This is a genomic window from Citrobacter sp. Cf072 (assembly GCF_030334485.1).
GTDB classification, from domain to species: domain Bacteria; phylum Pseudomonadota; class Gammaproteobacteria; order Enterobacterales; family Enterobacteriaceae; genus Citrobacter; species Citrobacter freundii.
This window is the reverse complement of sequence record NZ_JAOWDX010000044.1, coordinates 544,750-567,941: the sequence shown is the minus strand read 5'-3', so window position 1 is coordinate 567,941 and position 23,192 is coordinate 544,750. Positions and strand designations below refer to the sequence as shown.

Below are 23,192 nucleotides of genomic sequence, written 5' to 3'. Positions count from 1 at the left end.
AGGCGTAAGTTCAACAGGAGAGCATTATGTCTTATAGCGAGTTTTATCAACGTTCCATAACGCAACCGGAGTCGTTCTGGGCCGAGCAGGCCCAGCGTATTGACTGGCAGCAGCCGTATACGAAGGCACTGGACCACAGCAACCCGCCGTTTGCCCGCTGGTTTTGCGGCGGCACGACCAATCTGTGCCATAACGCCATCGACCGCTGGCTGGAGAAACAGCCTGACGCGCTGGCGCTGATTGCTGTGTCATCAGAAACTGAAGAAGAACGCACTTTTACCTTTCGTCAGCTGTATGACGAAGTGAACGTCGCGGCGGCGATGCTATTGTCGCTGGGCGTACAGCGTGGCGATCGGGTGCTGGTGTATATGCCGATGATCGCCGAGGCGCACATTACGCTGCTGGCCTGCGCACGCATTGGGGCAATTCATTCGGTGGTGTTCGGTGGTTTCGCCTCGCACAGCGTGGCGGCGCGCATCGACGACGCCAGACCGGTGGTTATCGTCTCGGCGGATGCCGGGGCGCGCGGGGGCAAGATCCTGCCGTATAAAAAGCTGCTCGATGATGCGATCGAACAGGCGCAGCACCGACCGCGTCATGTGGTGCTGGTCGATCGCGGTCTGGCGAAAATGGCGCGGGTCGAGGGACGTGACCTCGACTTTGCCGCCCTGCGCCAACAGCATCTCGGCGCGCGGGTACCAGTTGTCTGGCTGGAATCAAACGAAACATCCTGCATTCTCTATACCTCCGGGACAACCGGTAAACCGAAAGGCGTCCAGCGCGACGTTGGCGGCTATGCGGTCGCGCTGGCGACCTCGATGGACACCATTTTCGGCGGTAAAGCGGGCGGCGTGTTCTTCTGCGCGTCGGATATCGGCTGGGTAGTTGGGCATTCGTATATCGTGTATGCCCCGCTGCTGGCGGGGATGGCGACGGTGGTTTACGAAGGTCTGCCAACGTATCCGGACTGTGGTGTATGGTGGAAAATTGTTGAGAAATATCAGGTCTGCCGGATGTTCTCCGCCCCGACCGCCATCCGCGTGCTGAAGAAATTCCCGACCGCGCAAATCCGTAATCACGATCTCTCCTCGCTGGAGGTGTTGTATCTGGCGGGGGAACCGCTGGACGAACCAACCGCCAGTTGGGTAACAGAAACGCTGGGCGTCCCGGTTATCGATAACTACTGGCAGACCGAATCCGGCTGGCCGATTATGGCAATTGCCCGCGGGCTGGACGACAGGCCGTCGCGTCTGGGCAGTCCCGGCGTGCCGATGTACGGCTACAACGTACAACTGCTCAATGAGGTGACCGGTGAACCTTGTGCGGCGAATGAGAAGGGCATGCTGGTGATTGAAGGGCCGCTGCCGCCGGGCTGTATCCAGACTATCTGGGGGGATGACGCGCGGTTTGTGAATACCTACTGGTCGCTGTTTTCTCGCCAGGTGTACGCCACCTTTGACTGGGGCATTCGTGACGCTGACGGCTATTACTTCATTCTGGGGCGTACGGATGACGTGATAAACGTGGCAGGGCACCGGTTGGGGACGCGCGAGATCGAGGAGAGTATTTCCAGCTATCCGAACGTTGCCGAAGTGGCGGTAGTCGGCGTGAAGGACGCGCTGAAAGGGCAGGTAGCGGTCGCGTTTGTTATTCCGAAACAGAGCGACAGCCTTGAAGATCGCGACATCGCACATTCGGAAGAGAAGGCGATTATGGCGCTGGTGGACAGCCAGATTGGCAACTTTGGCCGTCCGGCACACGTCTGGTTTGTGTCGCAGTTGCCGAAAACACGTTCCGGTAAAATGCTCAGACGGACGATCCAGGCGATCTGCGAAGGCCGCGATCCAGGCGATCTGACGACCATTGACGATCCCGCGTCGTTACAGCAAATCCGTCAGGCGATCGAAGAGTAACATCGTGTGATGCCCGGTGGCGCAATGCTTACCGGGCCTACGTTCTAATCCACTTTCTTATACGGCCCGTGGTAGTAATCAAACGGCGCATAAACCGTATCGGCCACGAACGATAACGGCACATCAACAAACAACAGCGCTAAATCGAAATAGTTATAATCGTAAGCGCCTGGGTTTTTTAGTTTATCAATATCATGATGCATACCCACGTAATAGGTATCTGAATTCTCGCCTGCCGTGCGTGCATCAATGCTGCCACATCCTGAAAGTAGTGCGCTGATAAAGAGCGCCGTTACCGCAATTGTCTTTCTGCTCATGCTATGACCTGGCTTCTCACGCCGTTTTACCATAACGGTAAAAAAGCGGTTTGTTGCCCGCAGAACTTAAACCTCCAGGTCAGGATGGTCATGTGAAGATGACGCGTTGTAGGCCGGATAAACCACGTGAGTGGTGCATCCGGCAAAGATGCTTTTACAGCGCGACGCTTTCGCGACGACGCAGCAGGGAAAACGGCCCCGGCCCACTTAGGGTAAATACGGAAATCAACGTGAAGCTCAGCGCAATAATCCCCAGCACCAGATAAGCTCCCTGGAAACCAATACTTTCATACATTTTCCCGGCCAGAACTGACATGAAAATCATTGCTAACTGTTTGAAGAAGCAGAAACACACCAGATAAATCGTCGCCGAGAAACGCACTTCAAACTGACTGGTGATGTATTTGAAGCAACCGACGATCAGGAACGGTATCTCAAACATATGCAACGTTTTGAGAATAACGACTTCCAGCGCAGTGGTGGCGAATGAGGAGCCAATAATCCTTACCGACATGATCGTACCAGCCAGCAGCAGGGCGTTCTTGCCGCCGATGCGATTCACAATCAGCGGCGCAAAGAACATGATTGAGGCGTTGAGTAATTCTCCCATCGTCGTGACGTAGCCAAACACGCGGGTACCCTGTTCGCCGGTGGCAAAGAACGAGGTAAAGAAGTTGGCGAACTGCTGGTCAAACACATCGTAAGTACAGGAAACGCCAACTACGTACAGGGAAAGGAACCAAAGTTTTGGTTGTTTAAATAACTCCAGCGCCAGCTTCAGGCTGAATGCCGAGTTATTGGCGCCTACCGCATCCGCGACTTTTGCAGAAGAGGGGACATCTGTTTTTGAAAATAACAGCAGCAATGCCAAAATGACCGCGCATCCGGAGCCTAACCAAAAGACAAATTGGTTATTGATGGTGAACATAATGCCGGCAATCGAGGCGCACAGCGCCCAGCCCACGCAACCAAACATGCGCGCGCGACCAAATTCAAAGTTGCTTCGGCGGCTGGCTTTTTCAATATAGGCTTCAATCGCCGGAGCGCCGGCATTGTAAATAAAGCCAAGGTAAATCCCACCGACAATTGAACCCAGTAAAATATTAACTTGTAATAACGGACCAAAAACGTAAATAAAGAATGGGGCAAACATTACCAGCATGCCGGTAATTACCCACAGCAGATGTTTACGCAGGCCAAGCTTATCGGATAGTAGTCCGAAAACTGGCTGAAATAACAAAGAAAACAGTGAGATACAGGCAAATATGATGCCGGTATCGCCTTTGCTGATATGGTTTACCTCGTGTAACCAGATAGGGAAGAAGGGGAAATACGCACCCATAATAAAAAAGTAAAAGAAGAAGAAAAAGCCGAACATCCAAAAGTTAGTGTTTTTTAAATAATACATAACAGACTTCCTATAAATGCGGGCAGGTTTGGGCCTGCCCAACTTATATTATTATTTTTGGCCCCAGACGAACTGGAAGTGGTAGCGTCCGGCGCTCAGCAGAAATTCCGACGACACGGAAGGGCTCCACGAATCATCGCCGCCAACGCCCATATGGAAGCCATCAATATTGAGCCAGGTGCCCGCCTCAGGTTGCAGCAAATGGCGGTGGCTGGTTGCCATCAGTTGCTGCTGGCTAAAGCGGCTGATGTTGAACAGGAAGTCCCCACGCCACTGGTGCGCGCCGTAGTGCAGTTCGCGCGTGCCGCAGCGCAGACCGTTTTCACTTGGGAAAACATACGGGGTGTACATCTCATCAAGCGACAGATCCCAGCGATCAAAACAGGCGGCGCCCAGACGGTCCGGGTAGTTCTCATGTGGACCGAGACCTAACCAGTTCACTCGCTCTGCGACCTGCACTAACTGGCAGCTAAGGCCGATGCGGGCCGGATGCGGCGTACCGCTGGCAACGTCGACATCCACCGTTATCTGCATTTCACCCTTGCCGTCAATGCGGTAGCTTTTTCGGCTGATGAACAGCGTTTCGCCCTGATACTGCCACGCATGTTCAGTGGTGATCAGTACCGCATCGCTCAGCGTATTGGCAGCACAGTGCAGTAACGTTGCTTCAGCCTGATAGTGACCGGCGGCCTTCCAGCGTTCGACCCAGGCGTTAGGGTCGATGCGGGTTGACTCGCTCACGCCGATGTCGTTGTCCAGCGGGGCGCGGGTGAACTGGTCAGTAAGCGGAGTCAACAGTTGGGCTGAATCGCCAATCCAGTACTGTGTCAGCAGGCCAGACTGACGGTCGAATTGCCAGCGCTTGTTGTCGTTCTCAACGGTAAAGACGTTTTCGCTCACATTGAGCTGTGGCGCGGTGTGGGCAGACGGCAGTTGCGTCAGGCTGAGCTTCTCTTGAAGCTTCCATTGCTGCCAGGCGCTGATGTGCCCGGCGTCTGACCACGCGGTTGCCTGAGGTTGTTCTACGCGTACCGTCAGCCACAGCTGACCTGCGGTTTCCGGCATCGGGACATCTGGCAGGGTAATCACCTGGCGACCCTGTGGAGCGATATCCAGAACGATTTCTCCGGCGGCCAGCGGGTTGCCGTCCTGGGCAATAGACCAGTGCAGAACTTCGTTATCGCTGCGGCGGAACAGATATTCGCTGGTCACTTCAATCTGGCGTTCAGTGCCCGGCAGTAACGTGAACTGGAAAAACTGCTGTTCATGTTTGGCCTCGTATAACGCCGGGTGTGGGGTGCGATCGGCGAACACCAGCCCGTTCATGCAAAACTGACGATCGTTAGGTGTGTCGCCAAAATCGCCACCGTAGGCTGACCATGCTTTGCCGTTCTCATCATATTTGGTTAGCGACTGATCCACCCAGTCCCAGACAAATCCGCCCTGCAGGCGCGGATACTGACGGAATGCTTGCCAGTATTTGGCGAAGCCACCGAAACTGTTGCCCATGGCGTGGGCATATTCACAAAGGATCAGCGGACGGTGCTCGCCGGGCATCGACAGCCACTTTTTAATCGACCATTTGGGGACGGCGGGGAAGGGCTGATCTTGATCGACGCGGGCGTACATCGGGCAAATAATATCGGTCGCTGCGGTATTTGCGCCGCCGCCTTCATATTGTACCGGGCGTGACGGGTCTTCTGATTTTATCCAGCGGTAGAGCGCGTCGTGATTGACGCCATGGCCGGATTCATTGCCCAGAGACCAGATAATAATGCTCGGATGGTTGCGATCGCGCTGCACCATGCGCGTGACGCGCTGGCTCATGGCAGGCAACCATGCGGGATCGTCGGTGAGGCGATTCATCGGCACCATGCCGTGGGTTTCAATATTGGCTTCGTCGACGACATACAGGCCGTAACGATCGCACAGGGTGTACCACAGCGAGTGATTTGGGTAATGGGAGCAGCGCACGGCATTGAAGTTATTCTGCTTCATCAGGATGATGTCTTGCACCATCGTCGCCTCATCCATCACCTGACCGTTGATCGGATGGTGCTCATGGCGGTTGGTACCGCGAATCAACAGCGGCTTACCATTGAGTAACAGCAGTCCGTTTTCAATGCAAACCTGACGAAAGCCGACGTCACAGGCCTCCGCTTCTATCAGCGCTCCGTCCGCGGTGCGCAGCTGCACAACGGCGCGGTACAGATTGGGCGTTTCGGCACTCCACAGAGCCGGTTTTTCGACGTTCAGACACAGAGTCACCCGGTCATGATAAGCACCGCGTTCATCAATAATCTCACTGCCGAGTGGGGAATTCGTTTCGGCTGTGAGCGTTTCTCCCTCCCACAATTGCAGGGCTACGCGTAAATCTTCGCTCTCGTTGCTCGCTACTCTGACTTCCACTGCCAGCATGGCGCGGCTGAAGTCGTCGTTAAACCGGGTATTAATGCGCAGGTCGCGAATTTGCGTTGTGGGCTTATGCAGCAAAGATACGTCGCGAAAAATACCGCTCATGCGCCACATATCCTGGTCTTCCAGATAGCTGCCATCGCTCCAGCGCAGCACCATCACCGCCAGACGGTTTTCGCCATGCTGCAGATAATCGCTAAGATCGAATTCAGATGGCAGGCGGCTGTCCTGTCCGTAGCCGACCCAGCGGCCGTTGCACCACAAATGAAATGCGGAGTTCACGCCGTCAAAAATAATGCGCGTCTGACCCTCATCTAACCAGGCATCGTCAATATGAAATGTGAGCGAGTAACATCCCGTCGGGTTCTGTGCCGGAACGTACGGAGGGTTAACCGGGATTGGGTAGGTGACGTTGGTATAAATTGGCGCATCGTAACCGTCCATCTGCCAGTTCGAGGGGACGTTGACAGTATCAGCTTGTGGCAGATCGCTTGTCAGCCAGCTTTCCGGCACAGCCTCCGGCGCGGCAAACCAGGCAAATTGCCACCGGCCATTCAGCGAGCGTAACTGACTTGAACGCTGATTCGTACGTGCGTCATCTGCTGAACGCCAGCTACAGAACGGTGGATGCGCCTCCAGGCGGTTGAGCTGCGTGACGCCGGGATTTTCCCAGTCACGGCGGGCCAGAACAGCGGAGAGTGAATCTGTGTTCAGGTTCATAACGGTATCCTGTTTGAATTTGTTATTCGCTCACAATTTCAATCAAAATACGGATAAGCGATCCCAACTGTAAAGGCTGGGGCGTTCAATGAGTGAACTGACTCACACAATTGTTGTGCGTTCACAATTTGGGTGCGAGCTGAGAAACTTGCCGCGCGAGCTGGATCAATGAATCGGCCAGCGCCTGGGGTGAGGTGGTTTGGGTGTTGGGTGGCAGAACCGTTTTGCGCTTAACCAGGGTGACGGGCAGCAGTTGGTTGCCCACGGTTGATTCGCCACGGGGAAGTTGCAGCAGCCTGTCGACGCTGGTTTCACCCAATAACGGAAAATCTTGCCTGATGGTGGTCAGCGGTGGAATGTAGCAGGCGCTGTCTTCGGTATCATCGTAGCCAATCACCGAGATATCTACCGCCACCCGCAGACCGAACTCGCTGATTGCGCGCATCGCGCCCAGCGCCATTTGATCGTTAGCGACCAGCATGGCGGTAGGGAGGTTACCGTTATTCAGCATATGCATCGTTTGCTGAAAACCAGACATCGCGCTCCAGTCGCCTTCCAGCTCCACAACGGGTTGTAGCTGGTAATGTGCCAGATACTTGTGCCAGCCCGAACGGCGAAGCCTTGCCGAAACGGAAGTGTGCGGTCCGCTCAGCAGGGCGATACGCTGATGTCCGTACTGCACCAGATGTTCAACGCCGAGGCGCGCGCCGTCGTCATGCGAGAAAATCACGCTGTTAATTGGCGTCAGGTCAGAGACATCGAGAAACAGCACCGGCACCGTACCGCAGGCGGCGGCCACGGCAATGGCGTCTTCTTCATCCAGTGGATAGTTGATGATAAGCCCGGTTACGCGCTGAGAAAGCAGGTTGTGGACCGCGGCTTTACATGCCTCAACGCCGCTGCGCTCGACCATGGCGATCACCACGCTGGCACCGGACTGGTCGGCACGGGATTTTATGGCGGCAACGATTTGTGAGGGGGCATGCAGGGCAAGGTTCGCCGTCACAACGCCAATCAGCGGCGTCTGTTTGCCAGCCAGCTGCTGTGCGACGCGGTTAGGGATGTAATTGAGTTCCGCCATCGCGGCCTCAACTTTTTGTCGGGTTTTTGCGGAAACGTGGCTGGCCTGATTAACGACGCGCGAGACGGTCTGGTAAGAGACACCTGCATGGTCTGCCACATCGTATAGCGTTACCGGTTTCACGTTTATCACCCCTGTCATGACGTTATCTGCGCGCTATGATGCCACAGCGGGACGGTTTTGGGGGATTTACGCATAGGTTCTGCGAGGCGCATTCCAGGGTTGCGGATCGTGTGCTGGAGCATTTATCGTCGTTCTTCTTAACAGAAGAAAAAAGTGAGGACATTGTGAGCGACTCTGCGGCAAATAATATTCTGTCCATCTACCGACGTCATGCGGATGCCTTTGCCAGCCAGCGCTCGCGCACCTTGTTCGAGAAAAGCTGGCTCGATAAATTCATTTCCGTGATGGGCGGGCAGGGCAGCATTGTGGATATTGGCTGCGGCAACGGTCAGCCGATTGCCGGTTATTTTATCCAGCAAGGTTTTCAGCTTACCGGCGTTGATGGTTCCCCGGCGATGCTGGCGCGGGCCCGAAACACTTTTCCCGCACAGCGCTGGCTGGAGCAGGATATGCGCGAACTGGCACTCAATGAGACTTTCGATGGTCTGATCGCCTGGGACAGTTTTTTCCATTTAACTCAGCAGGACCAGCAAAAGATGTTCCCGATTTTTGACCGCCTCAGCCATCCCGGCAGCGCGCTGATGTTTACCAGCGGTACGGACAATGGCATCGCGATGGGGCAATTTGAGGGTGAGCCGCTGTTTCACGCCAGCCTCGCGCCGGACGAATACCGCGCATTGCTGTCAGCGCATGGCTTTGCGGTGGTCGAGATGGTGATGGAAGATCCGCACTGCGCTGGGCACACTGTCTGGCTGGCGCAAAAAAGAGGCTAATCGCCGCGAAAGGTTTTACGCCATTCAGCCGGGCTAACACCAAAGTGGGATTTAAAATGCTGACGCCAGGTGACAGGCGACTGAAAACCAACCTGTTCTGCAATGCGTTCAACGGGTAACTGGCTGGACTCCAGCAACGTCTGGCTACGGCGCAGGCGCTCGGCAATCAACCATTCGGCTACGCTTGACCCGGTGGCCTTCATAAAATGACGAGTGAGGGTACGACGGCTCATCATCACTCGCTGCGCCAGCTCGTCGAGATTATGCGGTTCGTGGAGATGCTGGCGCAAATAGTCGAGCAGGGCGTTGATGCGCTGATCCTGGGTATTTTTCGCTACCGGTTGTTCGATAAACTGTGCCTGGCCGCCCTCGCGATGTGGCGGCACAATCATCCGTCGGGCAATCTGATTCGCCACCGTGCTGCCAAAACGCTGGCGGATGACGTACAGGCAGCAATCCAGCGCGGCGGCGGTCCCTGCCGAGGTAATAATACCGTCGTCATCCACGTATAGCGCGTTGATATCCAGACGGGCCGCCGGAAAGCGCGCCTGAAAATCCTGCTCGAACTCCCAGTGCGTAGCTGCCCGTTTGCCATCCAGCAGACCGGCATAGCCGAGAACAAACGCGCCCAGACATAACCCAACAATTTGCGCGCCGTTTTGTCGTGCGCGGTTGAGCGCATCAAGCAGGCTTTGTGGTGGTCGATGTGCCGTGGTACCCCACCAGGGGATCACTACAATGTCGGCGGCCTCAACTGCTTCATAGCCGTAGGCTGCGGTAATGGCGAAGCCATCCTGCGAGGAAACTATGCCCGGCTGTTCGGCGCACAGTTGCACCTCAAAGCGCTTTTTCGACGCCACTTTGTCACTGAAAATAATGCACGGCACTGAGAAGTGAAACGGGCTGAAATCTTCCACGGCGACAATGGCGACGTTAAGCGGTTGCATACGATTCCTCTGTGGAGTTTAAAACGTCAGGGTTTTGCCATCTTCCGGCACGTTAATGAATTGCGCAATCTGGTTGTCGCGGGCGTACTCTTTCAAGGCCGCGCGGGTCAGCAGACAGTGGTTAATCGCCTCCATGTGGGTCGCCACAATTTGTGCCTCAGGTAGTACGAAGTGGGTTTTTAGCACATCTTCCGCGCCCATGATAATTGGGCCAAACCCGATAACGTGGGCAAAGCCTGCGTTCAGAATGACCACGCCTGGTTGAAAAGTCCGCATGTTGGTTTCCACCTCGTCGCGCCAAATGGTGTCCCCGACCAGATACAGCGTTTTTTCCGCCGGATGCTGGAAGATAACCCCGCAGGCATCACCCAGACGCTCAGCCATTTGCGGGATGGCGTAAGCGCGATCCGAACCGTGCTGGCCGCCGGTTTTACGCAGGGTGATATCACCAAGCGCGGTGTTTTGCGTCAGTACGGTCAGTTGCGTGAAACCTTGTTCCCGCAGTACCTGCGCATCGCGATCGTTTTGCACATAAATCGGTTTGTCTTTCGGCACGACACGAGCCGCTGCTTCATCCCAGTGGTCTTCATGCAGATGGGTCACGATCAGCGCATCAACGTTGAGCAGCCTGTCGATATCGACAGGCAGATCAACGGTCGGGTTGCGGATCTCGGCGCGAGCCGTTCCGGCAAAGCCCGGATAAGTACCTTTATCCGCCAGCATCGGATCAATCAGAAAAGTTTTACCGCCAAAGGTGATGTGCTGCGTGGCGTTACGGATTTGTGTGATGTTCATGATGTTTGCTCCACGTGTTGGATCAGTGGTGTCATCGTAGAGTGTTGTCCAGAAGATGAATGTGGGCAAATGGGCGACTAGCGATGGGATTGGGCCAATAGCAGATTACATATATCAATTATGTAATTAAAGTAATTTAATATTTCCTTTGTGACTCGTTATTTAATTTGCTGCCATTATATCGAAATGAATAAGAGTGCTGTTACTTAAATACGGAAAAATTTATTAAATACGAAGCGGTGCCAGAAAACATTATTGATATATGTAATGCATAGTGACCAATAAAACAGATCGCGAACCATGAAATAAGAATGCTATCATTCACATCAGACGCGGCAGGCAACTGCTGGCACACGCATATCCCCCCGGAGCAACTGATGAACAACGACATTCCGCTTAAATATTATGATATCGCCGACGAGTACGCGACCGAGGCCGCAAAGCCGGTGAGCGACACAGAACGTGACGCGCTGGCGCACTACTTCCAGCAGTTGATTACCCGTTTGATGAACAACGAAGAGATCAGCGAAGAAGCGCAGCAGGAGATGGCAACCGTGGCCGGTGTCGACGCTCAGCGTATCGATGATATCGCGGAGTTCCTCAATCGTTGGGGTAACGAGTAGCCAAAGGTATGGCCTGTGTTTTACACTGCGCGCAAATTGAGTCGGTATACTCTACGAGTAATAGGTTTAATCAGGCGGAAACAGCAATGAACGGAACAATCACAACGTGGTTTAAAGATAAAGGCTTTGGATTTATCAAAGATGAAAACGGCGACAATCGCTATTTTCATGTGATTAAGGTTGCTAATCCTGAGCTGATCAAGAAAGACGCGGCGGTGACTTTTGAGCCCACCACCAATAACAAAGGCTTGTCTGCCTACGCGGTAAAAGTCATACCAGACAGCAAGTACATCTATATCGCAGGCGAGCGTCTGAAGCTCACCTCGATCAAGTCATTTCTGGTCTACAGCGAAGAAGTCCCTGCCGAGACCCGTATCGACAAAGAAAATGCAGTGCTGTCTGTCGGCGTGCTGATGAACAGCATCCGACCAAAATCAGACGTGAAGCCTGGTGAAATGCGCACGCTGAAAAAGCTGGCTATCACCACCTTCCAGGGCACGACGCTGATTTTCTCTGAAGATGAAATCGACATTGACGAGACGGTGAAACTGCTTAAGGTCTGAAGCCCTTCAGACTGAATAAAAACCGGAACGCTGCTCTTTTCAGGAGCGGGGTTTCGGTTTTTTTATATTCAGTATGTGATTGCTGTGAGTCTGGAGTAGATATGCGGCGGGTCTGGGCTTCTTTGTTAAACTGTCATTAGCCCGAGGATAAAGGATCGTATTCCCACTGTGATTCGTCATTGTAAATTGTACCATCATCATCCATTACCTGGGCGTTGAGGCTTTTTGCAATCCCCAACATCTTTCTGTAAAGATATGTGTCTGGCCATTTTGTATAAATATTACCTGCGCTCCAGTCAAGCCATGGCTCTGCGTATAACGAGGGGCCTGACCACAAGGCGTGATAATCGCCATTTATAATATATCTGCTTAATTCATTATCGCTATTAATGTAGTGAAGCCATTCATCAGATGTTATCTGCGCATCATCATTATCTGCCCAAAATTCAGCTCTTGTTATATGAAACTCAACACCCATGACATCTCCTTTAATGATAAAATAATCTGTATAAACTAATATAGCGCCTTATGACAACCCACTGCTAAACATCAGCGCTCCTGAAAGAGGCATTGAAATCCGGCTACTTTAACTTCCCTCTTAACCCTCTATAGACATCCAGCACCTAAGGATTTAGATAATCTGGCAAGAGTGAAAGAATGCATTGCGACATATGTAAGAAAATTTCTTCAGCATCTTAAAAATTCTTAATAATTCCAAATATCAACTAAATTTGGTAGTTACTTATAGCCGCTTTGACCCTACAAGCTATTGTAAAAAAATACTAGTAAAGTAACATAGGAAGCAATCTACGTGGATGGTTATATTTAGCTTGAAACAGAATTCATATTACAACTATTCATCTATCAAGTTCAGAATATTAGGGTGATAATTACAAATGGCAAGGAATAACAAACAAAGGCCTCCTCGTTCCAACACATCCAAAAAGAATTCTAAGGATAAGACTGTTCGTATACCATTTCACAAAAAAATTAATGGTTTTATTTTATGGCTTGCAGCTACTGGTTTGCTTGCATTCCTTGGCAACTATATTTTCGATTTTTTGACAGGGGATGTACAAGTTAAATATGTTAAATCCTCGGGTAGGAATTATGAATTTAACTTAACGAATAAAAGTTCGACCGATCAGGTTATAGAACAGTTCAGAATAGTCCCTGATCTGACACAAAAAGTAATATATCGGATTACTAAAGACGTCACGGGAGTGTTCACTAAAAATGGTGTTTCAATACCCGGCGGAAATACATCCTCTATGCCTGCATATGAGTATAAGGAAATGAATGGCTACATATTGGATGCCAGGTCTGAAGTGAATTTTCTTGTTCCTCCATTGGTAGCGAGAGATTATGCAGAACCTGAATATGCTGTGGTATTTGCAGAATATAAAACCAAATCAAATAATAAATATATGGAAAAGCTTGAATCTGTATTAATAAAGTTAAATGTTAGAGATGGAGTTAAACGTCAAAAATATCTAATTGTTAATAATTTCTGGACTCCCATCAGTAATGATAATCTTGTCGATGCTATTAGAATAGCTTGTCGAGATGATGATTTGTTTGCAAGATCTGATGAATGCAGAAATTATATAAATAATTGAATTTATTGTAAAAAAACTTGACATGAATATAGGCTTGATTGTCTATATAACCAGAGCTGATTATATGCTTGGGGATATTATGGGAAACTTAATATTTATTGTGGATGAAGATCTTCAGGATGAACCTTCGACTGAAGAAATAATAACGACGTTAATTTCCGAAGGGGAAGAAATACCGCTTGAAAATACAGTGAAGAAGGGTAAGTCATTTTCGTCTTCTAAGAGTGGAGGTGAACCAGAAAATAGTGACCGTAAAATGATAAATCCCCTGGTGGCAAATATTGCTCTTGAGATGGCTGCAAGATTACTGCCTTTGCCTGTGGCAGTTCTTGTTAATGCAGCCCCTGCCGCCTATTCTTTATATCAATTATTTTCGAAAAAAGATGAAGAAGATGTTTCCGTTGCCAGCTTGAGACAGTCTGCGAGTTCATTTGATAAATATTTAAAACGTATAAGTATGTCCATAGAAACGGCCATCGGGGCAAATTATCGTTTTCAACCTGGCCATCCGCAGATAAACCAGGCTTACATCAGACACCCTCTGTCAGAGGATAATGAGTCTAAAAAGGATCTCTATATTCTCAGTGATAGCTTAGATGATATCCTACTTCAGGAACGAGAAGCTGAGATGATCAGGGTCTTTGTAAATCTGGGGGCGACGAAAATAGAGTTTCGCAAGGAAAATAAGTCGAATTTATTAAGTGCTGCGAAAGCAGAAATAGACGCGGAACTTCCTGTTAGTTCAGTTGAGGCTAACATAAGTTTAAAATCAGCTACGACGAATATCGGTAGTGATAAACGAGTAATTACTTTAGCGGGGCGCGAATGGGTAAAAGGTATGACTCTGGAACGAAAAGAATTCAGTTGGTTACCGTATGAACCATCATGGGAAAGCATTGTATTTGCCAGAGAAATAGGTGGCTGCTTAAGTGCGGAACTGGAACTGAAAAAGAAGAGTGTATTTTCCTCAAACAAAGAGAGTCGTTTAGGATTTGGCATGAATGGGTTTAAAGGCTCAGCTGGCGCGAGTGTGGATCTCAATCGAGAGCAAGATGAAAACTATACGGTTTATGTCGAATTTAATCAGCCTGTGTAATGCATCGTTATGATTTTAATCCCAATGGCAATCCTCGAATGTTTCAACGATGATTGCCGTTTATGTACCAATTGCAGCGTAAACGAACCAGAAATGACCTCAAGCTGATCTTCGTACCAACCCATATCCTGCGCGGATTCTCACCGCCAACAACTGTGATCCACTTCACCTCCCGGCCACCAAAATCTCCTGCGACTCGACGCCGTCCTCTATCTGTTTCGCCACCTTTTGTAAGGCTGGAAGATGCTTTTCCGCGGCCTGTTCGATGGTCATGGCGCTGGCCATATACACCAGATTCAGGCAGCCGATCACTCGCTGTTCGCTGCGGATGGGGACGGCGATAGAAGCGATTTTCTCCTCCTGATCCCAGCCGCGAAAGTTCTGGCCAAAACCGTCTTTTCGCGCCCGGGTTAAAATGGCATTGAGCTTCAGCGGTTCGCGCGCAAGCTGGAACTCTTCTCCTGGTCGGGAGGCCAGCATTTCAATCAGTTCCTGACGTTCATTCTCCGGACAGAATGCCAGCCAGGTCAGGCCGGATGCGGTTTTCAGCAATGGCAAACGACGCCCGACCATCGCCCGGTGAAACGACAGGCGGCTGAAGCGGTGGGTTGTTTCACGTACCACCATCGCGTCCACATCCAGCGTGGAAACGTCGGTCGGCCAGATGACCTCGCGCAGCAAATCCCCCAGCAGCGGGGCGGCGAGTGCGGAAATCCACTGCTCGTCACGAAATCCCTCGCTGAGCTGGCGGACTTTAATGGTTAAGCGAAAGCTGTCATCGGACAGGCTGCGCCGAACATAACCCTCGTCCTGCAGGGTTTCCAGCAGCCGTCTGACCGTGGTGCGATGCAGGCCGCTTAACTCAGCAAGTAAGCCAACACTGGCCCCACCATCGAGCCGGTTTAACATATTTAATAACATTAATCCGCGCGTTAATCCGCGTACGGTTTTGTACTCAGTGCTCTCGTCATTTTTCATATTCATTGACAAATCTACAGGTAAAACAACGTTGTGCACTTAGTGCACATCCAGGCATGTTTTGATTGTAGCGCAAAAACTCACTCCTATACTGACCGCACAACAAAAAATTATTCACATATTTTTAACAAAACAAATTGCGCCTCACCAGGGTCCGCAATTGCGTTTTGTCCGAGTCGTGAGGTTCTGAAATGACAACAAAAAACCCGGATATCCAACCCGCTGTGCAGCACACCGTTCAGGTGGCGATTGCTGGTGCCGGCCCGGTGGGGCTAATGATGGCCAACTATCTTGGCCAGATGGGCATTGACGTGCTGGTGGTGGAGAAGCTCGACACGCTGATCGACTATCCCCGAGCCATCGGCATTGACGATGAAGCGTTGCGCACCATGCAGTCTGTGGGGCTGGTCGAGCGCGTTTTGCCGCACACCACGCCGTGGCACGCGATGCGCTTTCTCACGCCGAAAGGCCGCTGCTTTGCTGATATCCAGCCGATGACCGACGAATTTGGCTGGTCGCGCCGCAATGCTTTTATTCAACCACAGGTGGATGCGGTGATGTTGGAAGGGCTGTCGCGTTTTCCCAACGTGCGCTGCCTGTTCTCCCGCGAACTGGAAGCCTTTAGCCAACAGAACGGTGAAGTAACGCTGAATCTGAAAGCTCCGGACGGCCAGCGCGAAACGGTGAAGGCCCAGTGGCTGGTGGCATGCGACGGCGGCGGCAGCAACGTCAGACGCTCGCTGAATGTGCCGTTTGAAGGCAAAACCGCGCCGAATCAGTGGATTGTGGTGGATATTGCCAACGATCCGCTCAGCACACCGCATGTGTATCTGTGCTGCGATCCGGTGCGCCCGTATGTCTCCGCCGCGCTGCCGCACGCGGTACGCCGCTTTGAATTTATGGTGATGCCGGGAGAAACCGAAGCGCAGCTCAGCGAGCCGCAAAATATGCGCCAGCTTTTGAGCAAAGTGCTGCCGAACCCGGACAACGTCGAACTGATCCGCCAGCGTGTGTATACCCATAACGCCCGTCTGGCCGAACGTTTTCGCATTGACCGCGTGCTGCTGGCGGGCGACGCGGCGCACATTATGCCGGTCTGGCAGGGGCAGGGGTACAACAGCGGCATGCGCGATGCCTTCAATCTGGCGTGGAAACTGGCGCTGGTCATTAAGGGCAAAGCCGGTGATGAGCTGCTGGATACCTACCAGCAGGAACGCCGCGACCACGCCAAAGCGATGATCGATCTCTCCGTGACCGCTGGCAACGTGCTGGCGCCGCCAAAACGCTGGCACGGCGCGGTGCGCGACGGGGTTTCCTGGCTGCTGAATTATATTCCGCCGGTCAAACGCTACTTCCTCGAAATGCGCTTTAAGCCGATGCCGCAATACCATGTTGGAGCACTGGTGCGTGAGGGTGACGCGAGAACGTCTCCGGTCGGCAAGATGTTTATCCAGCCGAAGGTGACGCTGGAATCGGGCGAAGTGACGCTGCTCGACAACGTTATTGGACCGAATTTCGCGGTGATTGGCTGGGGCTGTAACCCGCTATGGGGCATGAGCGAGTCGCAGATCCAACAGTGGCAGGCGCTGGGGACGCGTTTTATCCAGGTCGTGCCGGATACGCAGATACATACCGATCAGGATAACCACGACGGCGTTACCCGCATTGGTGATACGCAAAACCGCCTGCGCGCGTGGTTTGCCCAGCATAACGCCGCGCTGGTGGTAATGCGCCCGGACCGCTTCGTGGCCGCCATCGCCATTCCGCAAACCCTGGGCAGCACCCTGAATAAACTGGCGTCGGTGATGACGCTTACCCGCGCTACTGCCGATATTCCTGTTGAAAAGGTTGCCTGATATGCACGCTTATCTTCACTGTCTTTCCCACTCGCCGCTGGTGGGCTATGTCGACCCGGCTCAGGCTGTGCTTGACGAGGTTAACGGCGTGATCGCCAGCGCCCGGGCGCGTATTGCGGCGTTCGACCCGGAACTTGTAGTGCTGTTTGCCCCCGATCACTACAACGGTTTTTTTTACGATGTGATGCCGCCGTTCTGTTTAGGCGTGAGAGCCACGGCGATCGGCGATTTCGGCAGCGCGGCGGGGGAACTGCCGGTGCCGACAGATCTCGCTGAAGCCTGCGCCCACGCGGTGATGAAAAGCGGCATCGATCTTGCCGTGTCCTACAACATGCAGGTCGATCACGGCTTCGCGCAGCCGCTGGAGTTTTTGCTCGGCGGTCTGGATAAGGTGCCGGTGTTGCCGGTGTTTATTAACGGCGTCGCCACGCCGCTGCCGGGCTTTCAGCGTACCCGCATGCTCGGTGAAGCGATTGGCCGTTTCGCCAGCTCGCTGAATAAGCGCGTGCTGTTTTTAGGCTCCGGTGGTCTATCGCATCAACCGCCGGTCCCGGAGCTGGCGAAGGCTGATGCCCATATGCGTGACCGCCTGCTCGGCAGCGGCAAACAGTTACCTGAAAACGAGCGCGAGCTGCGCCAGCAGCGGGTGATCAGCGCCGCCGAGAAGTTCGTGGCCGATCAAAACACGCTGCACCCGCTGAACCCTGTCTGGGATAACCGCTTTATGAGCCTGCTTGAGCAGGGGCGTTTGCAGGAGCTGGACGCGGTCAGTAACGAAGAGCTGTCCGCGATGGCGGGCAAATCAACGCACGAAGTTAAAACCTGGGTTGCCGCCTTTGCCGCCATTTCTGCCTTTGGTAGTTGGCGCAGCGAAGGTCGTTATTACCGCCCGATCCCGGAGTGGATCGCCGGATTCGGCTCTCTGAGTGCCACTACGCAGAACTAAAACAGAACTGAATATGCAGGAGAACATCATGACTTACCAACCGCAAACCGAAGCCGCTACCAGTCGTTTTCTGGAGGTGCAGGAAGCAGGCGAAACACTACGCGTGCATTTCAATGACTGTGGACAGGGTGAAGAGACCGTCGTGCTGCTGCACGGCTCCGGTCCTGGCGCGACGGGCTGGGCAAACTTCAGCCGCAATATTGATCCGCTGGTACAGGCCGGATACCGGGTGATCCTGCTGGATTGTCCTGGCTGGGGCAAAAGCGATGGGATCGTTAACCGCGGTTCGCGATCTGATCTCAACGCTCGCATTCTGAAAAGCGTAGTCGATCAATTGGATATTCAAACAGTCCACCTGCTGGGTAACTCGATGGGCGGTCACAGTGCTGTGGCGTTTACCCTGAGCTGGCCGGAGCGCGTGGGCAAACTGGTGCTAATGGGTGGCGGAACGGGCGGCATGAGTCTGTTTACCCCGATGCCGACCGAAGGTATCAAGCGCCTGAATCAGCTATACCGCGAGCCGACCATCGAGAACCTGAAGCTGATGATGGAGATCTTTGTCTTCGACACCAGCGACCTGACCGAGGCGTTGTTTGAGGCACGCCTGAATAACATGCTGTCGCGTCGCGATCACCTGGAAAACTTTGTCCAGAGTCTGGAGGCCAACCCGAAACAGTTCCCGGATTTCAGCCCGCGTCTGGGTGAAATCAAAGCCCAGACCCTGATTGTCTGGGGACGCAATGACCGCTTTGTGCCGATGGATGCCGGTTTGCGCCTGCTCTCCGGAATTGCAGGTTCTGAGCTGCATATCTACCGCGACTGCGGACACTGGGCGCAGTGGGAGCATGCGGATGCCTTTAACCAGCTGGTGCTGAACTTCCTCGCACGCCCTTAAGGAACGGACATGACGAATCATAATCTTGAGCAGCTGGCCGCCGATTTACGTCAGGCTGAAGAAAAAGGGGAAGCCATCGCCCCAGTGCGTGAATTGATTGGTGTGGATAACGCCGAAGCGGCCTACGCCATTCAACGCATCAACGTGCAGTATGAAGTGGCGCGCGGGCGTCGCGTGGTCGGGCGCAAAGTAGGGCTGACACACCCGAAAGTGCAGCAGCAGCTTGGCGTCGATCAGCCGGACTTCGGTACGCTGTTTGCCGACATGTGCTACGGCGATAACGACACCATTGCGTTTGAGCGCGTGCTGCAACCGCGTATTGAAGCGGAAATCGCGCTGGTGCTGAACCGCGATCTGCCCAATGCCGACACTACTTTTGACGAGCTGTATAACGCCATCGAGTGGGTGCTGCCCGCGCTGGAAGTGGTCGGCAGCCGTATCCGTGACTGGTCAATCAAGTTTGTTGATACCGTGGCGGATAACGCCTCCTGCGGGGTGTATGTGGTCGGCGGCCCGGCACAGCGTCCGGCAGGATTAGATCTGAAAAACTGCGCGATGAAAATGACGCGCAATACCGAAGAAGTGTCCAGCGGGCGCGGCAGCGAATGCCTGGGACATCCGATCAACGCCGCCGTCTGGCTGGCGCGCAAAATGGCCAGCCTCGGCGAGCCGCTACGTGCCGGAGATATCATTCTCACCGGAGCGTTAGGCCCGATGGTGGCGGTGAATGCGGGCGATCGTTTCGAGGCCCATATCGACGGTATTGGTTCAGTTGCCGCCACTTTTTCAGCGGCGGTTACAAGAGGAAGTCAGTCATGAGTAAGCGTAAAGTCGCCATTATCGGCTCCGGCAACATCGGTACCGATTTGATGATAAAAATTCTGCGTCACGGGAAGCATCTGGAAATGGCGGTGATGGTCGGTATCGATCCAGATTCTGATGGTCTGGCGCGTGCCCGACGCATGGGCGTTGCCACCACCCATGAAGGGGTGACAGGGCTTATCGCCATGCCGGAATTTGCCGACATCGACATTGTTTTTGATGCCACCAGCGCAGGCGCGCATGTGAAAAACGACGCCGCGCTGCGCGCCGTTAAACCAGCGATCCGCCTGATCGACCTGACGCCCGCGGCAATCGGCCCGTACTGCGTGCCTGTGGTGAATCTGGAGGCCAACGTTGATCAGCAGAACGTTAATATGGTGACCTGCGGCGGGCAGGCGACTATCCCGATGGTGGCGGCAGTTTCTCGCGTGGCAAAAGTCCATTACGCCGAAATTATCGCCTCGATAGCCAGTAAATCTGCGGGTCCTGGCACGCGCGCTAATATCGATGAGTTTACCGAAACCACCTCGAAGGCGATTGAAGTGGTTGGCGGGGCGGCAAAAGGTAAAGCGATTATCGTCCTTAACCCGGCCGAGCCGCCGCTGATGATGCGCGACACGGTGTATGTGCTGAGCGAAGCGGCCTCTGAGGTTGAAGTTGAAGCATCGATTAATGAGATGGCGGCGGCGGTGCAGGCTTACGTGCCGGGCTATCGTCTGAAACAGCGTGTCCAGTTTGAAGTCATCCCGCAGGATAAACCGGTCAATCTGCCGGGCATCGGTCAGTTCTCCGGGCTGAAAACCGCGGTGTATCTGGAAGTGGAAGGCGCGGCGCACTATTTACCTGCCTATGCGGGCAACCTCGACATTATGACCTCCAGCGCGCTGGCGACCGCTGAGAAAATGGCGCAGTCACTCACTCGTCAGGCAGGAGAAGCAGCATGAACGGTAAAAAACTCTATATCTCTGACGTGACCCTGCGCGACGGCATGCACGCCATTCGTCATCAATATTCGCTGGAAAACGTGCGCCAGATTGCCAAAGCGCTGGACGACGCGAGGGTGGATTCCATTGAGGTGGCGCACGGCGACGGTCTGCAGGGTTCCAGTTTTAACTATGGCTTTGGCGCGCACAGCGACCTGGAGTGGATTGAAGCGGCGGCGGACGTGGTCAAGCACGCCAAGATCGCCACGCTGCTGTTGCCGGGCATCGGCACGATTCATGACCTGAAAAATGCGTATCAGGCTGGGGCGCGCGTCGTACGCGTGGCGACCCACTGCACCGAAGCGGACGTGTCGGCCCAGCATATTCAGTATGCGCGTGAACTGGGCATGGACACCGTCGGCTTTCTGATGATGAGTCATATGACCACGCCGGAAAACCTCGCACAGCAGGCGAAACTGATGGAAAACTACGGTGCGACCTGTATCTATGTGGTCGATTCAGGCGGGGCGATGAACATGTCTGATATCCGTGACCGCTTCCGCGCCCTGAAAGCGGTGCTGAAGCCGGAAACAGAAACCGGGATGCACGCCCACCACAACCTGAGCCTTGGCGTGGCGAACTCGATTGCTGCGGTAGAAGAGGGTTGTGATCGTATCGATGCCAGTCTGGCCGGTATGGGCGCAGGCGCAGGCAACGCGCCGCTGGAGGTGTTTATCGCCGCGGCGGATAAGCTTGGCTGGCAGCACGGCACCGATCTGTATGCGCTGATGGACGCCGCCGACGATCTGGTGCGTCCGCTGCAGGACCGCCCGGTGCGGGTGGACCGCGAAACGCTGGCGCTGGGCTATGCCGGCGTGTACTCCAGCTTCCTGCGCCACTGCGAAGTGGCGGCGGCGCGTTATGGCCTGAGCGCGGTAGATATTCTGGTTGAACTGGGCAAACGCCGGATGGTGGGCGGCCAGGAAGATATGATCGTCGACGTGGCGTTGGATCTGCGCAACAGAAAATAAAAATGATTACGCGGCTGGCAACGTATCAGCCGCGATTCACCTGCATCGTGACCTCAGAGGTACATCTTATGACTACCCGTACCCCCGCATCCTCATCCCGCCTGACGTTGACCGTCGGGCTGTGTTTTTTAGTCGCCCTGATGGAAGGGCTGGATTTACAGGCCGCCGGGATCGCTGCCGTCGGTATCGCCAATGCGTTTGCATTGGATAAAATGCAGATGGGCTGGATCTTCAGCGCGGGCATTCTTGGGCTGCTGCCCGGCGCGCTGGTGGGCGGCATGCTGGCCGATCGCTATGGCCGCAAACGCATTCTTATTGCCTCCGTGGCGCTGTTCGGCCTGTTCTCACTGGCGACGGCGATATCCTGGGATTTCTCATCGCTGGTGTTTGCTCGCCTGATGACCGGTGTTGGGTTGGGTGCGGCGTTGCCGAATCTGATCGCGCTGACTTCTGAGGCGGCGGGCCCGCGTTTTCGTGGTACGGCGGTGAGCCTGATGTACTGCGGTGTGCCGATTGGCGCGGCGCTGGCGGCAGCGCTCGGGTTTAGCGGTCTGGCCTCTGCCTGGCAAACCGTGTTCTGGGTCGGCGGGGTGATCCCGCTGCTGCTGGTTCCGCTGTTAATACGCTGGCTGCCGGAATCACAGGTTTATACCCAACAAACGCAGGTGGCTGCCGCGCCGCTGCGGGCTCTGTTTGCGCCAACCACCGCGACAGCCACGCTGCTGCTGTGGCTGTGCTATTTCTTTACCCTGCTGGTGGTGTATATGCTGATCAACTGGCTGCCGATGCTGCTGGTCGAGCAGGGTTTTCAGCCCTCGCAGGCGGCAGGCGTGATGTTTGCCCTGCAAATCGGTGCGGCCAGTGGGACGTTAATTCTCGGGGCGTTGATGGACAAACTGCGTCCGGTGGTGATGTCACTTTTGATCTACACCGGGATGCTGGCATCACTGCTGGCGCTGGGCACGGTATCGTCATTGAGCGGCATGCTGATGGCGGGATTTGTGGCGGGGATGTTTGCCACCGGTGGGCAAAGCGTGTTGTATGCGCTGGCACCGTTGTTTTACAGCACGCAGATCCGCGCCACCGGCGTGGGTACCGCTGTCGCCGTCGGGCGTCTGGGTGCAATGAGCGGTCCGTTGTTGGCAGGGAAAATGTTAGCGCTCGGCACCGGAACGGTAGGGGTGATGGCGGCTTCTGCGCCGGGGATATTGCTGGCAGGGCTGGCGGTATTTATCCTGATGAGCCGCAAATCGCAGATGCCGATCCCTGCCAGCGGTGCTTAAGCGCTCATTCGGTAGTATGAGCAGGGAGATACGGTTCCCACTTCCGGGTGAACGCCAGTCGATGA

General features: G+C 54.0%; 21 protein-coding genes. 13 read left to right on the top strand and 8 right to left on the bottom strand.

Going from position 1 to position 23,192, the window contains the following annotated elements:
- The first annotated feature begins 26 nt into the window (after positions 1 to 26).
- Complete coding sequence (prpE, locus tag OGX66_RS11715; RefSeq protein WP_003847671.1) at positions 27 to 1,913, top strand: propionate--CoA ligase; 1,887 nt, start codon at positions 27 to 29, stop codon at positions 1,911 to 1,913.
- 44 nt (positions 1,914 to 1,957) lie between these two features.
- Here prpE and OGX66_RS11710 read toward each other — a convergent pair whose 3' ends face one another.
- The 4 genes from OGX66_RS11710 to OGX66_RS11695 form a co-directional block, all read right to left on the bottom strand.
- The gene (locus tag OGX66_RS11710; protein WP_003838662.1) at positions 1,958 to 2,230 is read right to left on the bottom strand and encodes a YceK/YidQ family lipoprotein; all 273 of its coding nucleotides are present in this window, start codon (positions 2,228 to 2,230) and stop codon (positions 1,958 to 1,960) included.
- A gap of 154 nt (positions 2,231 to 2,384) precedes the next feature.
- Positions 2,385 to 3,638 carry an MFS transporter gene (locus tag OGX66_RS11705; protein ID WP_174329526.1) on the bottom strand — a complete coding sequence of 418 codons (1,254 nt, stop codon included), beginning with the start codon at positions 3,636 to 3,638 and terminating at the stop codon, positions 2,385 to 2,387.
- 51 nt (positions 3,639 to 3,689) lie between these two features.
- Positions 3,690 to 6,773 (bottom strand): beta-galactosidase, encoded by a 3,084-nt coding sequence (locus OGX66_RS11700; RefSeq protein WP_213709158.1) that lies wholly within the window; start codon positions 6,771 to 6,773, stop codon positions 3,690 to 3,692.
- 121 nt (positions 6,774 to 6,894) lie between these two features.
- On the bottom strand, positions 6,895 to 7,977 hold the full coding sequence (locus OGX66_RS11695; protein ID WP_057101206.1) for a LacI family DNA-binding transcriptional regulator: 1,083 nt from the start codon (positions 7,975 to 7,977) through the stop codon (positions 6,895 to 6,897).
- Between the two features lie 164 nt (positions 7,978 to 8,141).
- Here OGX66_RS11695 and OGX66_RS11690 point away from each other — a divergent pair, with 164 nt between their 5' ends.
- A complete protein-coding gene (locus OGX66_RS11690; protein WP_088902679.1) occupies positions 8,142 to 8,750 on the top strand; it encodes a class I SAM-dependent DNA methyltransferase in 609 nt (202 codons plus the stop codon).
- Here OGX66_RS11690 and OGX66_RS11685 read toward each other — a convergent pair.
- Positions 8,747 to 9,697 (bottom strand): GlxA family transcriptional regulator, encoded by a 951-nt coding sequence (locus tag OGX66_RS11685; protein ID WP_087879018.1) that lies wholly within the window; start codon positions 9,695 to 9,697, stop codon positions 8,747 to 8,749. The genes OGX66_RS11690 and OGX66_RS11685 overlap by 4 nt on opposite strands.
- An 18-nt stretch (positions 9,698 to 9,715) precedes the next feature.
- On the bottom strand, positions 9,716 to 10,492 hold the full coding sequence (locus tag OGX66_RS11680; protein WP_200011612.1) for an MBL fold metallo-hydrolase: 777 nt from the start codon (positions 10,490 to 10,492) through the stop codon (positions 9,716 to 9,718).
- Between the two features lie 377 nt (positions 10,493 to 10,869).
- Between OGX66_RS11680 and OGX66_RS11675 the strand changes: the two genes are divergently transcribed.
- Complete coding sequence (locus tag OGX66_RS11675) at positions 10,870 to 11,115, top strand: YmjA family protein (RefSeq protein ID WP_003021350.1); 246 nt, start codon at positions 10,870 to 10,872, stop codon at positions 11,113 to 11,115.
- 86 nt (positions 11,116 to 11,201) lie between these two features.
- A complete protein-coding gene (locus OGX66_RS11670; RefSeq protein WP_003838649.1) occupies positions 11,202 to 11,678 on the top strand; it encodes a cold-shock protein in 477 nt (158 codons plus the stop codon).
- A 136-nt stretch (positions 11,679 to 11,814) separates the two neighbouring features.
- Here OGX66_RS11670 and OGX66_RS11665 read toward each other — a convergent pair whose 3' ends face one another.
- Positions 11,815 to 12,156 (bottom strand): hypothetical protein, encoded by a 342-nt coding sequence (locus OGX66_RS11665; protein WP_054528128.1) that lies wholly within the window; start codon positions 12,154 to 12,156, stop codon positions 11,815 to 11,817.
- A 418-nt stretch (positions 12,157 to 12,574) separates the two neighbouring features.
- Here OGX66_RS11665 and OGX66_RS11660 point away from each other — a divergent pair, with 418 nt between their 5' ends.
- Positions 12,575 to 13,297 (top strand): hypothetical protein, encoded by a 723-nt coding sequence (locus tag OGX66_RS11660; RefSeq protein WP_032948651.1) that lies wholly within the window; start codon positions 12,575 to 12,577, stop codon positions 13,295 to 13,297.
- Positions 13,298 to 13,319: 22 nt separating this feature from the next.
- Positions 13,320 to 14,393: a hypothetical protein gene (locus OGX66_RS11655; protein ID WP_088902676.1), complete on the top strand. Its 1,074-nt coding sequence runs from the start codon at positions 13,320 to 13,322 to the stop codon at positions 14,391 to 14,393.
- A gap of 165 nt (positions 14,394 to 14,558) precedes the next feature.
- Here OGX66_RS11655 and OGX66_RS11650 read toward each other — a convergent pair whose 3' ends face one another.
- Complete coding sequence (locus tag OGX66_RS11650; protein WP_003838640.1) at positions 14,559 to 15,371, bottom strand: DNA-binding transcriptional regulator; 813 nt, start codon at positions 15,369 to 15,371, stop codon at positions 14,559 to 14,561.
- A gap of 191 nt (positions 15,372 to 15,562) precedes the next feature.
- Between OGX66_RS11650 and OGX66_RS11645 the strand changes: the two genes are divergently transcribed.
- From OGX66_RS11645 to mhpT, 7 genes are all read left to right on the top strand, one after another.
- Complete coding sequence (locus OGX66_RS11645; protein WP_049002701.1) at positions 15,563 to 17,227, top strand: bifunctional 3-(3-hydroxy-phenyl)propionate/3-hydroxycinnamic acid hydroxylase; 1,665 nt, start codon at positions 15,563 to 15,565, stop codon at positions 17,225 to 17,227.
- Between the two features lies 1 nt (position 17,228).
- On the top strand, positions 17,229 to 18,173 hold the full coding sequence (gene mhpB, locus OGX66_RS11640; protein ID WP_071684854.1) for a 2,3-dihydroxyphenylpropionate/2,3-dihydroxicinnamic acid 1,2-dioxygenase: 945 nt from the start codon (positions 17,229 to 17,231) through the stop codon (positions 18,171 to 18,173).
- Between the two features lie 28 nt (positions 18,174 to 18,201).
- Positions 18,202 to 19,068 (top strand): 2-hydroxy-6-oxonona-2,4-dienedioate hydrolase, encoded by an 867-nt coding sequence (mhpC, locus tag OGX66_RS11635; protein WP_016149676.1) that lies wholly within the window; start codon positions 18,202 to 18,204, stop codon positions 19,066 to 19,068.
- A 9-nt stretch (positions 19,069 to 19,077) separates the two neighbouring features.
- Positions 19,078 to 19,887: a 2-keto-4-pentenoate hydratase gene (gene mhpD / locus OGX66_RS11630; RefSeq protein ID WP_286511541.1), complete on the top strand. Its 810-nt coding sequence runs from the start codon at positions 19,078 to 19,080 to the stop codon at positions 19,885 to 19,887.
- Complete coding sequence (gene mhpF / locus OGX66_RS11625; RefSeq protein WP_003838629.1) at positions 19,884 to 20,834, top strand: acetaldehyde dehydrogenase; 951 nt, start codon at positions 19,884 to 19,886, stop codon at positions 20,832 to 20,834. Before mhpD ends, mhpF begins: the two co-directional genes overlap by 4 nt.
- A complete protein-coding gene (mhpE, locus tag OGX66_RS11620) occupies positions 20,831 to 21,844 on the top strand; it encodes a 4-hydroxy-2-oxovalerate aldolase (protein ID WP_003021379.1) in 1,014 nt (337 codons plus the stop codon). The genes mhpF and mhpE overlap by 4 nt, the downstream gene beginning before the upstream one ends.
- Positions 21,845 to 21,912: 68 nt before the next feature.
- A complete protein-coding gene (gene mhpT / locus OGX66_RS11615; protein ID WP_088903372.1) occupies positions 21,913 to 23,127 on the top strand; it encodes a 3-(3-hydroxy-phenyl)propionate transporter MhpT in 1,215 nt (404 codons plus the stop codon).
- The last annotated feature ends 65 nt before the right edge of the window (positions 23,128 to 23,192 follow it).

Coding starts and splice junctions, on each gene's coding strand:
- mhpF (WP_003838629.1), top strand. CDS start 19,884: ATGAGTAAGCGTAAAGTCGCCATTATCGGCTCCGGCAACATCGGTACC.
- OGX66_RS11680 (WP_200011612.1), bottom strand. CDS start 10,492: ATGAACATCACACAAATCCGTAACGCCACGCAGCACATCACCTTTGGC.
- OGX66_RS11655 (WP_088902676.1), top strand. CDS start 13,320: ATGAATATAGGCTTGATTGTCTATATAACCAGAGCTGATTATATGCTT.
- OGX66_RS11645 (WP_049002701.1), top strand. CDS start 15,563: ATGACAACAAAAAACCCGGATATCCAACCCGCTGTGCAGCACACCGTT.
- OGX66_RS11710 (WP_003838662.1), bottom strand. CDS start 2,230: ATGAGCAGAAAGACAATTGCGGTAACGGCGCTCTTTATCAGCGCACTA.
- mhpE (WP_003021379.1), top strand. CDS start 20,831: ATGAACGGTAAAAAACTCTATATCTCTGACGTGACCCTGCGCGACGGC.
- OGX66_RS11670 (WP_003838649.1), top strand. CDS start 11,202: ATGAACGGAACAATCACAACGTGGTTTAAAGATAAAGGCTTTGGATTT.
- mhpB (WP_071684854.1), top strand. CDS start 17,229: ATGCACGCTTATCTTCACTGTCTTTCCCACTCGCCGCTGGTGGGCTAT.
- OGX66_RS11665 (WP_054528128.1), bottom strand. CDS start 12,156: ATGGGTGTTGAGTTTCATATAACAAGAGCTGAATTTTGGGCAGATAAT.
- OGX66_RS11685 (WP_087879018.1), bottom strand. CDS start 9,697: ATGCAACCGCTTAACGTCGCCATTGTCGCCGTGGAAGATTTCAGCCCG.
- OGX66_RS11650 (WP_003838640.1), bottom strand. CDS start 15,371: ATGAAAAATGACGAGAGCACTGAGTACAAAACCGTACGCGGATTAACG.
- mhpC (WP_016149676.1), top strand. CDS start 18,202: ATGACTTACCAACCGCAAACCGAAGCCGCTACCAGTCGTTTTCTGGAG.
- mhpD (WP_286511541.1), top strand. CDS start 19,078: ATGACGAATCATAATCTTGAGCAGCTGGCCGCCGATTTACGTCAGGCT.
- OGX66_RS11700 (WP_213709158.1), bottom strand. CDS start 6,773: ATGAACCTGAACACAGATTCACTCTCCGCTGTTCTGGCCCGCCGTGAC.
- OGX66_RS11675 (WP_003021350.1), top strand. CDS start 10,870: ATGAACAACGACATTCCGCTTAAATATTATGATATCGCCGACGAGTAC.
- OGX66_RS11660 (WP_032948651.1), top strand. CDS start 12,575: ATGGCAAGGAATAACAAACAAAGGCCTCCTCGTTCCAACACATCCAAA.
- mhpT (WP_088903372.1), top strand. CDS start 21,913: ATGACTACCCGTACCCCCGCATCCTCATCCCGCCTGACGTTGACCGTC.
- prpE (WP_003847671.1), top strand. CDS start 27: ATGTCTTATAGCGAGTTTTATCAACGTTCCATAACGCAACCGGAGTCG.
- OGX66_RS11705 (WP_174329526.1), bottom strand. CDS start 3,638: ATGTATTATTTAAAAAACACTAACTTTTGGATGTTCGGCTTTTTCTTC.